Genomic DNA, 13,427 nt, shown 5'->3' with positions numbered 1-13,427 from the left:
ATGACGACACTCAAGCGTTATGAGGGCTTCGACGGCCAGATTTTGTTGCATGACGGATATCTGTGGATCACACGAGAACGTCTCGCACGACAGATTAATATCCCGTTTCCGATGGATCCTCGTCGGATCCTGTTGTCGGCAATCAGATCTGTACGACTGATTGCTGGTGACGTGGCCCTTCTGGGATCCGTTGTGGTCGGAGTCGATGATGACGATCTGACGCAGATCGACTCGCTGCACGCACATGTCGATGCGGTGAGATTCGACGAATCTGCGAACGCGGACTTCGCGGAACTTTCGAAGCTGTTGGTAAGTCTCGGTGTTTCGGTTTTCGCGGACAGTCTCTTCAAAGTTTCTGATCCTGCTAGTCCCCCAAGCGTTCCATTCCGAGACCCCCCGGAGCCGATACACACTCGGTCTCGACTATCGAAACCTCGCGTTGTTGAGCACTTGCAGATTCCAACTTCCAGTGATTCAGAGCTACCGGTCGTCGAAGATCTGGATGTCGACGCGGATGTCGAACCCGCGGATTCACTTGCTGTGTACTTGGCGCAGGCGGCCAAGTTTTCACTGCTCGATGCGGAAGAGGAAGTTGATCTGGCGAAGCGCATCGAGACGGGACTTTACGTCGACTCGATCTTGGACGAGCTGTCTGCAAAGGGTGAGAAACTACCGGCCTTGGTGCGTCGAGATATGATGTGGCTGAAGCGAGATGGTGATCGATCGAAGATGCTATTCATCAATTCCAACCTCAGGCTCGTAGTGTCGATCGCGCGCCGCTACATCGGACGCGGACTCGACTTCCTCGATCTCGTGCAAGAGGGAAATCTGGGATTGATCAGAGCCGTTGAGAAATTTGACTTCACGACGGGAAATAAGTTCTCCACCTATGCCACGTGGTGGATCAGGCAAGCGATCACCCGGGCGCTCGCAGATCAGGCCCGAACAATCCGCGTACCAGTTCACATGGTGGAGAAGATCGATCGGATCCGGAGCGAAACTCGGCGTCTGGAGATTGAGCGCGGTGTCGGCCCGACGATTGACGAACTCGCTGCATTGCTGGACGAGTCGCCGACCAGTATTCGTGCAATGCAGGACTACGACCGTAGGACCCTCAGTTTGGATGTCCTGACGGATTCTCTTGACGGAGATCAGACGGACATCGCGGATGAATTCGCGGTATCCGTAGACGAAGTGATAAACCACAAGGTGTTCCACCAACAGGTGGAGGATTTGCTGGCTGAGTTCCCCGATAGGCAGGCAGAAATCGTACGGTTGCGGTTTGGGCTCAGCGGACAAGAACCACTGACGCTGGACGAGATCGGAAAGATCTACGGCGTCACCAGAGAGCGAATCCGGCAGCTCGAGGTGAAAACGATGAAGGTTCTCAGGGAAGACAAGAACATGAAGATCTTAGAACCGTATCTCGGCGTGTCTTAGTGGGGTAACGGACTTCGGCGGTGAGCATTTTGTCGGAGTATGGTGCGTACACTTCCAGCGAAGGTAGACCGAGATCTCGGACGTATGGGGAGGAACTGCATGAGTGTTCGATTTGTAGTCGCGGTTGCATGCGCGGGGGTATTGGCAGCAGGCTGCTCGGCCAGCGAAGATGTCAGTTCGGTAGATCCGGACAGCTCGACAAGTACTGCAGCCGTGGATGTGGGCTCAACCTCAGTGACGGCCCAATCGCCCGTCAATCAGGATAAGTACTACCTCGGCTACGGCAAGCATGCTTTTCGATTGGACTCGGGTCAGGCGGGGTGTTGGTTTAATCCGAATACCCAATCGACTGAGCATCTGTCATGCACAATCCCTCTTCCAGCCACTGACGCACCGATAACTGATCCCACGACAGGAATCGTGGCAGCAGCCAACTCGGTCACGATCGATTCAGAGCACGCGCGTAAGGCCATCAACGTGGCCGGCGGGATGTTGGCGGGTCCAGTTCTGCCTACCGGGGCCACTCTTGCCGTTGGTGAATTGGAATGCACTGCGCTTTCCGCTACTTCGATGTCCTGCAAGGGCCGAGGTGGATCCTTTACCTTCGACGGTGATCAGCGGACTGTGAATGTCACAGACAGTAATCCGATCACGACAACGGTCGCGCCATCCTCATCATTTGGAGCTAACAGTTCGCCGCGCGTGGCCGGCGTTGGTGAGGAATGCGGAACGATTTCCAGCAAGAGTGTTGGATCTTTGCCTGTTGTAGTGTTGGTCGGTCAGGTCGATTGTGCCGAAGCCCTTGCGATAGCGGATGCGTATCTCAATGACACGGCAGTAGTAAAACAAGGGCAGGGACAGTTCGCAGACGTCGGCGGGTGGGCATGTTCTTGGCCGTATGTCGTAGGGCGCTCTCACGCGGATTCGTATCTGCAATGTTCGGACAACCGCAATGAACCCAAATTTTCATTCAGGATCGGGGATTGATTTAAGCCAATTCGACGCGGTTTTGGAATGCTGCTGACCGCCTCAATGTGCGCCGATGGCGAATTGCGATAAGTTTCTGTCGACCGCGCGGAGTCGATTTTTGGAATACGGTGATGTGTCCTCCCCCCTTGGAAAGGTAAAGTGCATAAGTGGTCGCAGCTCGAGAAGTTAGTGTTCAGAAACTCCTAGAAGGCACCTCTCAGTATCTGGTGCCCCTCTATCAACGTCCATACCAGTGGGGGCCGGACAATTTTAAAGTTCTTTGGAACGATGTCCTTCAGCTAGTCGAGGATCGTCCCGACGACCCCCTCGCTACGCACTTCATGGGTTCGCTGGTCCTCGCTCCAGTGCCAGATAACATAGCTGGCAGTGTCACTCGCTACCTCGTGGTCGATGGTCAGCAACGATTGACCACGGTGACGCTGTTGTTGGCAGCCATACGTGACCATCTCAGGGAGAACGAGCCCGCGTCGCAACGTGTCTTCGACCGAATCCATAACCAGCTACTTACCAACCAATACGAAGACGATCCGTACAGGCTCAAGCTTGTGCCTACTCAAGCTGACCGTCATGTGTATTCGGCAGTTATCGACGCCAGTCCCACGGCCGGTGGAGACGACGCAGTTGGCGGTGCATATCGATTTTTCCGAGCGCGTCTGTCGGACCTCTCTGCCATTGACGAACAGTTGACTGCAATCCAGATATACGACGCAGTTACTTGCGGATTGTCGGTTGTATCTATCAGCACAGACCCGCGCGACAATGTGCACCGAATTTTCCAGTCACTCAACAACACTGGTCTCCAGCTGACCCAAGGTGACTTGCTCCGAAACTATCTATTCATGCGTATGCCTGACCGCGGTGAGGAAATCCACCGCAAATTTTGGCGACCCCTCGAAGAGGCGCTTGACAGTAATGATCAGATCGAAACACTTTTCTGGCTCGACCTCGTTCACCGCAGGCCCATCGCCAAGCGGACCCAGACGTTCACAGGGCAACAAGCCCGTATTGACCGCTTCACAGACGAAGCGGCCGTTGTCTCCGAGGTGGAGCGCATCGCTCGGCTGGGTGGGCTGTACCGCCTGATGCTCCACCCTAGTGAAGAAACCGATCCTGCGGTGCGCGAGCGACTGGCACGACTTGCAGAATGGGACTCAACGACACCAGCTCCACTGGTACTGCATTTGCTCGTGCTTCGAGACCAGGGTGAAGCTAGTTCTGAGCAGGTTGCTCGGGCTTTACTGTGCATTGAATCGCTGCTCGTGCGCCGTTTCCTCGTCGGACGCGCCACTCAAGGCCTCAATCGGCTATTTCCAGCGGCGGTCCAGGAATTGGACTCCTCTCTGCCGGTCGACGAGGCTCTGCACCGGTACTTGTCCGAAGGACGCAAACATTATGCGACCGACGACCAGCTCCTCGCCGCGATTCTTACCTCGCCGCTGTTTGTCACTGGCCGCGCGGCTCATCGTAAGACCATGCTGACGTGGATCGAGAGACTCTTTGGTAGCAAGGAAATCGTCGACGACGCCAAGCTCAGCATTGAACACGTGATGCCGCAGACGCTGTCGCGGGAGTGGTGTGAGCAACTAGCTGCGCTACATGGCGCGGACAATATCGACGAAATTCACGACCGGCTCGTGCACACCCTCGGCAACCTCACCTTGACGGGCTACAACGAGAATATGGGCAACCGTGAGTTCGACTACAAGCGGAAGATCCTGCGTGCCAGTAGTATCCGCATGAACCAGCGCATCGCAAGTGGCTCCGAATGGGGACCTGAACAGATCGAGCAGCGTGGTCGAGATCTAGCGGCGCGAATCATCACCGCGTGGCCAGGTCCGGTTATCACAGGCAAAGCAAGCCCTGAGGATAGCCCGCTGTGGCACTCGCTCAATCAGCTGTTGGCTCTGTTGCCGGCAGGCCGATGGACAACCTACGGAGATCTGGCCAAGGCCATCGGAACCGGCCCACAAGCTGTTGGTAGCCGTATCGCGACCTCACCTGCGCCAAAAGCTCACCGCGTTCTGAACGTGCAAGGGCAGGTATCGGAAGGATTTCGATGGTTGGAGCCCGAACGTACCGATGATCCCCGTAAAGTACTGGAACAGGAGGGGCTGCGTTTCAGTGCAGCTGGCAAGGCTGACCCCACACAGCGGCTGTCGACCGCAGATCTTGAACAGCTGCGAGCAGCGGCAGACGATGAAATCGAAGTCGGTTCGCGCGCGGAATGACTAGTCAAAGACGGCTTTAGGCTCTTTGCTGCCTTTCGCTGGTCTGTTCATCACAGCGCAGATGGTCATGATATCCCGATGATAAGAAAAGGCGCCTTCGTCGATGCTCATTATGAGTTCACTCGCGAATGCATGCGGCCAATAACTCTACGCTCACCGTTAGTGACGAGCGATAGGTGCTGGTCATAGTGTCAGTAGAAATGGAATGGGGGTAACGAGGTGCTCGATGGCTCGGGTCGAGATTGCCTTCATTGAAACGAAACTTTTGTGTCTCAAGTCTCGTGGTCGTTGGCCAGTTCAGTGCTGACCGACTCAAAGGAATTTGGTCCAGGAGCTTTTGTCAGAAGTACTTAGTACGTGGGATCACAACAAGAGATGTTAAACGACGACCAGTCAACTGCTGATATCTGCGCGAGAATCGCGGACTTATCTAGCTGAGGCGAAGGTTTGTTCGTGTGGCATTTTCGGTGTTTTCTACAGCAGATCACCGTGATTCGTTGTCGTTGAATTGGGGTGCGGGTTGCCCCGGTCTGACGGCGCGCTATGCCAATGGAGCACTGGCAACAGGCCGACGCATAGAGTGATCTCACTCCGGAGAGTGAAGGCCCGGCCGGTCGACATCGGAACCTGAAACAACATAGAGCCAAGTTCATCGTCGTCGATCACGAGATCGTTCTGCTGACTAGCGCAAATTTTTCCTACAACGCGGAGAATCGCAACATCGAATTCGGGATCCTCATAAAGGACAACGCGCTCGCCACCTCAATCGAGTCAACAATGTCCAGCAAACACGGTTCGCTGTATGTGCTCACAGATAGTTGAGAAACCGGCCTACGCGGAGTCAGAGTGCTGCAGGAGGTCATGAGGCTGAGGAGGTTCAACTCAACTTTCGTCCCTGGGCATGCGGTTGGTTGGCCGGGTGCGGATGCATGCCTGATGTTGCAAAAACCGTGACTTTGCAACGTATTTCGGGACAGAGATGCACGCACGCAGCATAATTCGAAGCTCGCGTGCATCTCTACGAAGGGTGATCGACTACTTGGTGGTTGACGCGCCTGCCGTGAGGCCAAGCTCGCCGTCTGCTTCATCGCCGCACGCGCAGTCACAGTCTCCGCCGCAACCGCCGGGATTGCAGTCGCCGGCGTAACTGTCGTCATCCGCGTCGCAGTCGAGGGACCCGCCGAAGGATTCAGCAAAATCGTCGTCGAGTTCGTGAGTGAAGTCGTGGACCTCGTCGATCAGGTTCAGCAGATGCTGCGGAGCGAAGGGATCTGCGTCGAGCATCGTGGAGACCAGCAGGTGGTCGCCGCTGAAAGCGAAGCGCAGGCGCGGCCATTCCTGCGCGAGTTCGATCAACCGAGTCGCAGCATGCGAGGGATTGCCGAGGCCGGTCAGAACCGAAGACCAGACGTTGATCTGAGGGCCGTCATCCGCAACTGTCACGTAGACGACAAACCCGTGAACCGGCACGACAATGTCGCCGTCGTCATCGGTGGCAGGCTCACTGCCCAGCAGTTCGGCGAGAGTTTGAACGCACAGGCGAACCAATTCGTCGCGCTCGTCCGTCACCAAGGCAATTGCGCCGTTGATGTGGAGGGGCTGGTCGGCGGTCGTGTCGTGGTCGCTCATGGATCCTCATGTTCTGTGCCAGTCCGAGCAGGCGCTGGGCACGGTTTTCGTGCGGTAGGTGTCAGGTCTACGGTAATCGGCGCACACTATTGTCCGCGCACTGGATGATTGAAGATGCCTGGCTAGGTCCGCACTGATCAGGACTTGACAGCCGACCAGCTACGTCATGCGAGCCCCGACAAATCGGGCAACCTTGTGGCAGTGAGTATCTCGGCTGTCGGTAGGTAGATCTAGCCTCCATACATGACGGGTCAGCGAGTTCGGCGAGCTTCACATCTGCGTTTGGTACCTGCATATCAAGCGGCGCAAAGCCAGATGAAGGTACTTACGCCGAGGCAGATGCGGAATCAGCGTCGACGGCCGGCGGCGGCGAACTTTGTCATGCGGATCGAAATCGATTGCATCACGCCGCCTATTTGGAGACGGTTTTCGGTTCCGTCGAATATCGAACTGGACCAGCTTCATTCGATTGTGCAGGCGGTGATGGGATGGGGAGATCAACACGCTCATCAGTGGGTGAGTGTCCATCATTCAACGGACAATGGCCCAGATCGGTATATCGCGCCAGAGGTGATCGAGCGCGACGGATACCAGGAAGACGAGTTTGGTGAGGACGAAGTCCGGATCGACGAGGCAGTTACCGCGGTCGGGGAGTACGTCCGTTTTGAGTACAACGCCCGCGCAAGGTGGAGTCACACGTTGGTTCTGGAGCAGATTGTCGAAGACCAGCCGATTTCTGAGCCATCTTGTCTTGACGGTGCGAGGGCGTGCCCGCCGGAGGATTCTGGCGGTCCGATCGGGTATCGCGAGTTCCTGATCGGGCAGGCGAGTAATGGACTGTTCGATCCCGAACGTTTTGTTCCCGCAGAGTCCGATGCAGCGGTCACCATTGCAGTGGCATTGCATAAGTCACCGCCTGTGGGAAGCTCGCTGTTCGAGAAGTTCTTGCGCCGCTTGTCTGTTCATTCCGCGCCGAAACTGTTTGCCGCAGTTGCCGAAGCGGAGCTTCGTGGCGGATATGACAACTACTTCGAGGTGATGCGTGAAGGAGCAACCCGTCAACTGCTGTGGCTGCTGAACTCCGCGCGAGGTGGTGGGATTGTCTTGACGGCGTTCGGGTCACTGCCTCCGGACCTTGTTGCGTCTGCCCGAGACGAACTCGATTGGGACAGTGAGTGGATCGGTGTCACGGCAGGGAGCGGCTCGCAATTGGCAGTTCTCGTTGAAGTCGCAAAGACACTGCGATTGGTCAGAAAACTCCGAGGCACATTGATTTTGACTGGACTCGGCGCGTCAGTTCTTGCGTATGAAGGCGAGCTGTGGCGTCACATCGTGACGGCCATGCCGTTGGGAAAGGGTGAGTTGGCGCAGGAAGCCGGCCGAATTCTGTTCCTTACGTTGGCTGCCGGCTTGTCGCAGTCCGAACGTAGTGAAGTGATGATCGAAGGCCTCACGGCATTGGGTTGGTCGACAACAGACGGAACACGACTCGGAGACGACGATTGGACGTGGATGGTGCGAGACACTCTCGTGTACTTGCGAATGATCGGGGCGATTGTCTCCAATCCGCTGGACCAGCATGTTTCCGCCGATCCCGAGTGGGGTCGACGGTTTGCCAGGATGGTCCTGTCGAAGTAGCTGAGCGCTCGAATCGAGCATCGATTTCAATCGATGCGGAGTTGTTATATGTGCTGGAAGCGCACGATTTTTTTGCTGCGGAATCATGAATATTTTCGGGGGAAAATATTGGAGTTTTTGTTCGAAATTGCCATCATGCTATGGTCGATTCTCAGTTGTTGAATTGCGTGGTCGAGCCAAAAGCTTGCGCAGAAGATTTATTTTGTGGAGGTTGGGTTTCCGAAAAGACGAAGTGCGTGTTGCTAGTCAATTGAATATGTGACCGGTGTTGGTATGGCGGTCGCTCCTAGGGCGTGCAGAAACGAAGCGCAAAGATCCTGAACAGGGGTTTTGTGCTTTGTTCTGCCGATTATGTGCGAAGGATGTGGCATGTGACGGGGTCCGACATGGTCCAGTTCAGTAAATTGGTAATTGTTTCACTGCTTGTTGCTTTTTATGGTGGAACTTTTCTGATTTCTCTTCGTATTGGTAAGAAGCAGGAAAATGCCGACGGTTTTATGACCGCCGGAAACAAGTTAGGATTTGGTGTTTCGGCCGCGAGTATGACGGCCACCTGGATTTGGGCGTCGTCGATGTATGCATCCGCCACTTCTGGCTACACCTACGGAATCTCCGGCCCCATTCACTACGGTTTATGGGGCGCGTTGATGATTCTTTTCATTTATCCGTTTGGCCAGCGAATTCGCAAAGTAGCGCCGAAAGCCCACACACTGGCTGAGGTCATGTACGCGCGGCACGGACGCTCGAGTCAGCTGATGCTCGCGGGCTCCAATATCGTCGGTAGTCTCATCAGTTTGATGTCGAACTTCCTCGCTGGTGGTCTGCTGATCGCGTTGCTTTCGCCGTTCAACTTCATCCAGGGTGTGTTCATCGTTGCGCTGGGCGTTTTGCTGTACACGCTGTGGTCGGGCTTCCGCGCTTCGGTGTTGACCGACTTCGTTCAGCTGATCGGAATGCTCGGTGCGGTAGCGGTTTTGGTGCCGTTCATCTTCTTTGCGGCGGGGTTCCCGGCAGCATTCGAATCCGGCGCAGGCAACCTCACCGCTGAGCAGGGCAACTTCTTCTCGAGCGTTGCCTTCTTCGAACAGGGGGCGCCGTACATCGCGGCAGTTCTTGCGTACGCAATCGGCAACCAGACCATCGCCCAACGTCTGTTCGCGGTCCGCGAGGATCTGATCAAGCCCACCTTCATCACCGCAACCGTGGGATATGGCGCAACGGTCATCGGTGTCGGAATGCTGGGTGTTCTCGCGCTGTACCTCGGAATCGAGCCGATGGATGGTGACGTCAACAACCTGATTCCGCAGATGGCGGCGTCGTACCTGCCCGGAATTTTGCTGGCTGTCTTCTTTGTCATGATCATCGGCGCGCTGTCATCGACGGCGGACTCGGACCTTGCTGCGCTCTCGTCCATCGTGATGACCGACGTTTACGGCCAAGCCGTCGCAGGCAAGGCTAATGCGAACCCTCGACGGATGCTGCTTATCGGCCGAGTAACGATGATTGTTGCCACGGCGGCGGCTATCTCCTTGGCAAGTCTGCAATTGAGCATTCTGGATCTGTTGGTGTTCGTCGGCGCGCTGTGGGGCGCTTTGGTGTTCCCGGTTATCGCGAGCTTCTACTGGGGAAAGGTCACCAACAAAGCCTTCACTGTGTCGGTGCTGATGGCTCTTGCTGCCTTCTTGCCCGTCCGATTCAGTTGGGTGCCAATGGATGGGATGTTCGGGCTCTTCTCCGACATCGTTGCCGTTATCGGTATCGGAGTGGTGCTGGGACTCATGGTATTTGGATTCTTCGGTCTGAAGGTTGCGCAGATCGTCGGTGGCCTGGCGATCGTGCTGTCCGCGCCGTTCGCGATCGGCTTCCTGCACGATTACCCAACGCTCAGCGGATCCTTGGTGGCCTATGCCGTCAGTACCGTCGTGTGCTTTGCGATGTCCGTCAATCAGCGTGAGACGTTCGATTTCGAACTGATCAAGCAGCGGACGGGAGACTTCGACGAGGAGGAGTTTCCTGCCGTGGGAGCGTCCGGAAAGTAACCGTCGAGACAAGTGGAAGGAATACGAATGAGTACAGCTCTACTGACCATTTACGTTCTGATCTGGCCGGCGTTGGTGCTGGTTGTCTTGGGAGTCATCAGCAAGGGATTCTTCAAAGATTGGGCAACTGCCCGCCGCAACGGTGAAGATCTGGTCTAGCTGTTCACGCCGCCACCGACGGACTTCTTGTCGGTGGCGGCGGTCATATTGCAATCGGGACTAGGGGCAGCGTTATAGTTGCCCAGTGCAACACGACGGAGCAATGGCGCTCACCGGTCCACCAGCCGTTCATGACGAGCTGGTGCACCTGACGCGGCAGCTGATGACGGGTGATCGGCATTCCGATGACCACCCGTCGATCGCGCAGCATTCCTTCCTCTCCTTTATCGGCCGCAACGACGGCTGCAAGGCCACGGAGATCTCCGAAGTCTTCGGCGTCAACCGCTCGACCATCTCGCGCCAAGTTCGCGGCTGCATCGAGGCAGGCTGGGTGTATGCCGATCCGGGATCCGTTCGTCAGGGCAATCCATTGCACTTGACGGAGGCTGGCCGCAAATACCTCGACGCCGCCGACGCGCGTCGGCTCGACCAAGTCGCCGGCAGGCTGCACGATTGGACCGAGTCCGAGGTCGCAGACTTCGCCCGCGCACTCCACCGCTTCAGAATCAGCATCGAATCGCAGACCAACGGAGATGACACCCTGTGAGTGAGTACAGCGCCAAAGCCCAGTTCACCATCTCCGACAACGAGTCCGTGGTGCACACCGTCTTCACTCACGCCGAGCGCACGCCCGAACTGACGGTGTTCTCCCGCCCCAAGGGAGAGGGTTGGGTAGACGTCACAGCCAAGGAGTTCTCCGAGCAGGTCACCGGCGTCGCAAACGGTCTCATCGCCGCTGGTGTGCAGGCAGGCGACCGCGTCGCACTGCTCTCCGCGACCCGATACGAGTGGACGCTCTTCGACTTCGCCATCTGGGCCGCCGGCGCCGCTACCGTCCCGATCTACGATTCGTCGTCTCAGGGCCAGGTCAGCTGGATCCTCGAAGACTCCGAGGCCGTCATCGCGATCGTCGAAACCGGCGCGCACGAGCAGCTGTTCCAGGACGCGCCAAGCACTCTCAAAGCAGTCATGCAGATCGATGACGGCGCTGTGGAGAAGCTGACCGCACAGGGTGCCGACGTTGACGACACCGAGCTGAAGAAGCGACTCGCGGGCATCAAGGCCGACGATCTTGCGTCACTCGTCTACACCTCCGGCACGACAGGCCGTCCCAAGGGATGCATCCTCACGCACCGCAACTTCCTGTCCGAGGTGCGCGGGATTCTCACGGCATCGATCGGCAAGGTGGCGGTTCCGGGAAACCGAGTCCTGACCTTCCTGCCGCTCGCTCACGTGCTGGCTCGCGCGGTGTCCCTCGCGACGTTCGAAGCTGGCGCTTCGCAGGCACACTGGTCCGACTTCGCCACCATTACAACTCAATTCGAGCGCTACAAGCCCAACACCATCCTCGGTGTTCCGCGTGTCTTCGAAAAGGTTCGCGACGGCGCAGCACGCAAGGCGGAGTCCGGTGGAAAGATGCCCGGCGCGATCTTCGCCTTCGCGGAAGCCACCGCCAAGGAGTACAGCCAAGCTCTCGACAAGGGCGGTCCCTCGCTGATCTTGAAGGCGAAGCACGCAGTCGCAGACAAGCTCGTGTATTCGAAGCTTCGTGCGGCTCTCGGCGGCGAGTGCTGGTTCGCGATCTCCGGCGGCGGCGCCCTCACTCCTGAACTGGGGCACTTCTTCCGTGGGCTCGGAGTTCCGATTTACGAGGGCTATGGCCTCACGGAAACCACAGCGGCGCACTGCGTCAACGTCCCGGGTGCTCAGAAGATCGGAACCGTCGGACAGCCGATGGGCGGCAACGGGGTACGCATCGCCGAGGATGGCGAGATCGAACTCAACGGCGGGGTTGTCTTCAAGGGCTACTGGAAGAACGACAAGGCCACCGAAGAGACATTCGTCAACGGCTGGATGCGAACCGGTGATCTCGGTGAACTCGACAGCGACGGTTACCTTTCCATCACCGGACGCAAGAAGGATCTTCTGGTGACGGCGGGCGGCAAGAACGTCTCGCCCGGCCCGATGGAAGACCGTATCCGTTCGCATTCCATCGTCTCGCAGGCAGTTGTCGTCGGCGACGGGAAGACCTACATCACGGCGCTGTTGACCGTCGACCCTGAGGTGTTCGAGAAGTGGAAGTCGGAGAACGGCAAGCCTTCCGGCGCCACCGTCGCCGAACTACGTGATGACAAGGACCTTCGAGCGGAGCTGCAGAAGGCCGTCGACGACGCCAATGCCGCTGTTTCGCATGCGGAGTCGATCAAGAAGTTCGTCATTCTCGATCGCGATCTGACCGAGGAAGATGGTGAGATGACAGCGACGCTCAAAATCAAGCGCAATGTCGTCGTCGATCGGTTCTCGAAGGAAATCGAAGGAATGTACGCGAAGAGCTAGGCGCGTTTGGGGAACTGCTCGCGGTACGCCATCACGTCGTCGAGGCGGAACCTGCGGTGGGTGCCGCGTAGTTCGATCGGGAGTTTCCCGGCGTCGGCGAGTTTGCGCACATACGTGTCCGAAACGCCGAGGATCTCTGCTGCCTGCGAGGTGGTGAGGAGTTCTGCAACTGGCCCGAGGGCGACGCTGTCCCCGGCAGCGAGGTAGGTCAGGAGCTGCACGACGGCGTCGCCGACCGACGGAGGAATCTCGATGCTCACGCCGTCGAACACCAGCGTGGTCGTGTCCGTCGAGGTTGCGGCTCTCTCGGCCAGAGCTGTCTTGATTCGCTCGGCAGCGTCACCGTCGACTGCGGAAACGATGTGGTCGATGCTCACGCGTTGTATCTCCGATCGAAGGCAGTGTGTCGCAAGCATAGACAGCGGTAGTGTCCGTCGGCACGCTGGATGGTGCTGTGTGCGTTGCATTACATGAGTGTCACGGGTGGAAAACTATTTACCCACGTAGATCGGAATTCGAAGGGTTTGGCGCGCAAAGATATTCGACTCGACGCATATGTAACTCACCAATCTTGGTGTACCCGCAAGTAACATCCTGAGCGTGGCTAGACGATCGGTAACGGTGAGATTCGACGTAGAGGAACTGAGGGCCCTAGAGACCCTCCAAGAGCTCACGGGGGCGGACATTTCCAGCGTCATACGTGAAGCTGTGATCGAACATGCGCGTCGATGTGTTGTGCAGGGAAAGCCCCGCGACATCACCGAGCGACGCAAATCGCTGACCTTGCAGGAAGCCTTCGCCAAGTACTCCGCGTTGTGCACCGACGAGGAGCGGGAAGCGTCGTAGCGCTCTGCCGATGCGGCGGTGAGCGGTTGAGTTCACAGTGATTCTGACTGTGGCGCTGGGTAGTTCGTTCGAGGAATATTGCGGCAACAGAAGTGTTGCGTAGACCTCTGACAGGAGCTGG

The 13,427-nt window shown here is 57.3% G+C and carries 12 protein-coding genes; 10 read left to right on the top strand and 2 right to left on the bottom strand.

Going from position 1 to position 13,427, the window contains the following annotated elements; genetic code table 11:
- From QMA15_RS22450 to QMA15_RS32820, 4 genes are all read left to right on the top strand, one after another.
- Nucleotides 1-1,440: a sigma-70 family RNA polymerase sigma factor gene (locus tag QMA15_RS22450; protein WP_290286522.1), complete on the top strand. Its 1,440-nt coding sequence runs from the start codon at nt 1-3 to the stop codon at nt 1,438-1,440.
- Between the two features lie 99 nt (nt 1,441-1,539).
- A complete protein-coding gene (locus QMA15_RS22445; RefSeq protein ID WP_290286520.1) occupies nt 1,540-2,427 on the top strand; it encodes a hypothetical protein in 888 nt (295 codons plus the stop codon).
- 149 nt (nt 2,428-2,576) lie between these two features.
- Entirely contained in the window at nt 2,577-4,658 is a 2,082-nt protein-coding gene (locus QMA15_RS22440) for a DUF262 domain-containing protein (protein ID WP_235169812.1), read from the top strand.
- A gap of 627 nt (nt 4,659-5,285) precedes the next feature.
- Entirely contained in the window at nt 5,286-5,480 is a 195-nt protein-coding gene (locus tag QMA15_RS32820; RefSeq protein WP_356701986.1) for a phospholipase D-like domain-containing protein, read from the top strand.
- A 213-nt stretch (nt 5,481-5,693) separates the two neighbouring features.
- On the opposite strand, the gene QMA15_RS22435 is transcribed toward QMA15_RS32820, so the two are convergent.
- Nucleotides 5,694-6,287 carry a hypothetical protein gene (locus tag QMA15_RS22435; protein WP_235169811.1) on the bottom strand — a complete coding sequence of 198 codons (594 nt, stop codon included), beginning with the start codon at nt 6,285-6,287 and terminating at the stop codon, nt 5,694-5,696.
- A gap of 339 nt (nt 6,288-6,626) precedes the next feature.
- Between QMA15_RS22435 and QMA15_RS22430 the strand changes: the two genes are divergently transcribed.
- The 5 genes from QMA15_RS22430 to QMA15_RS22410 all read left to right on the top strand — a co-directional run bounded on the left by QMA15_RS22430 (nt 6,627) and on the right by QMA15_RS22410 (nt 12,460).
- A complete protein-coding gene (locus tag QMA15_RS22430) occupies nt 6,627-7,925 on the top strand; it encodes a plasmid pRiA4b ORF-3 family protein (protein WP_356701983.1) in 1,299 nt (432 codons plus the stop codon).
- A 386-nt stretch (nt 7,926-8,311) separates the two neighbouring features.
- Nucleotides 8,312-9,964: a sodium:solute symporter family protein gene (locus QMA15_RS22425; protein WP_290286569.1), complete on the top strand. Its 1,653-nt coding sequence runs from the start codon at nt 8,312-8,314 to the stop codon at nt 9,962-9,964.
- Nucleotides 9,965-9,991: 27 nt separating this feature from the next.
- Complete coding sequence (locus QMA15_RS22420) at nt 9,992-10,123, top strand: putative transporter small subunit (protein ID WP_003941363.1); 132 nt, start codon at nt 9,992-9,994, stop codon at nt 10,121-10,123.
- Nucleotides 10,124-10,226: 103 nt separating this feature from the next.
- Nucleotides 10,227-10,670, top strand: a complete 444-nt coding sequence (locus QMA15_RS22415) for a MarR family winged helix-turn-helix transcriptional regulator (protein ID WP_007726042.1) — start codon at nt 10,227-10,229, stop codon at nt 10,668-10,670.
- The gene (locus QMA15_RS22410) at nt 10,667-12,460 is read left to right on the top strand and encodes a long-chain fatty acid--CoA ligase (protein ID WP_020908378.1); all 1,794 of its coding nucleotides are present in this window, start codon (nt 10,667-10,669) and stop codon (nt 12,458-12,460) included. The genes QMA15_RS22415 and QMA15_RS22410 overlap by 4 nt, the downstream gene beginning before the upstream one ends.
- Here the strand turns inward: QMA15_RS22410 and QMA15_RS22405 are convergent.
- Complete coding sequence (locus tag QMA15_RS22405) at nt 12,457-12,837, bottom strand: helix-turn-helix domain-containing protein (protein WP_003941392.1); 381 nt, start codon at nt 12,835-12,837, stop codon at nt 12,457-12,459. The genes QMA15_RS22410 and QMA15_RS22405 overlap by 4 nt on opposite strands.
- Before the next feature lie 223 nt (nt 12,838-13,060).
- Here QMA15_RS22405 and QMA15_RS22400 point away from each other — a divergent pair, with 223 nt between their 5' ends.
- Nucleotides 13,061-13,306 carry a hypothetical protein gene (locus QMA15_RS22400; protein WP_223257939.1) on the top strand — a complete coding sequence of 82 codons (246 nt, stop codon included), beginning with the start codon at nt 13,061-13,063 and terminating at the stop codon, nt 13,304-13,306.
- The last annotated feature ends 121 nt before the right edge of the window (nt 13,307-13,427 follow it).

This window comes from Rhodococcus sp. APC 3903 (assembly GCF_030407755.1).
Classification (GTDB): domain Bacteria; phylum Actinomycetota; class Actinomycetes; order Mycobacteriales; family Mycobacteriaceae; genus Rhodococcus_F; species Rhodococcus_F erythropolis.
This window is presented reverse-complemented; position numbering and strand designations above follow the sequence as displayed.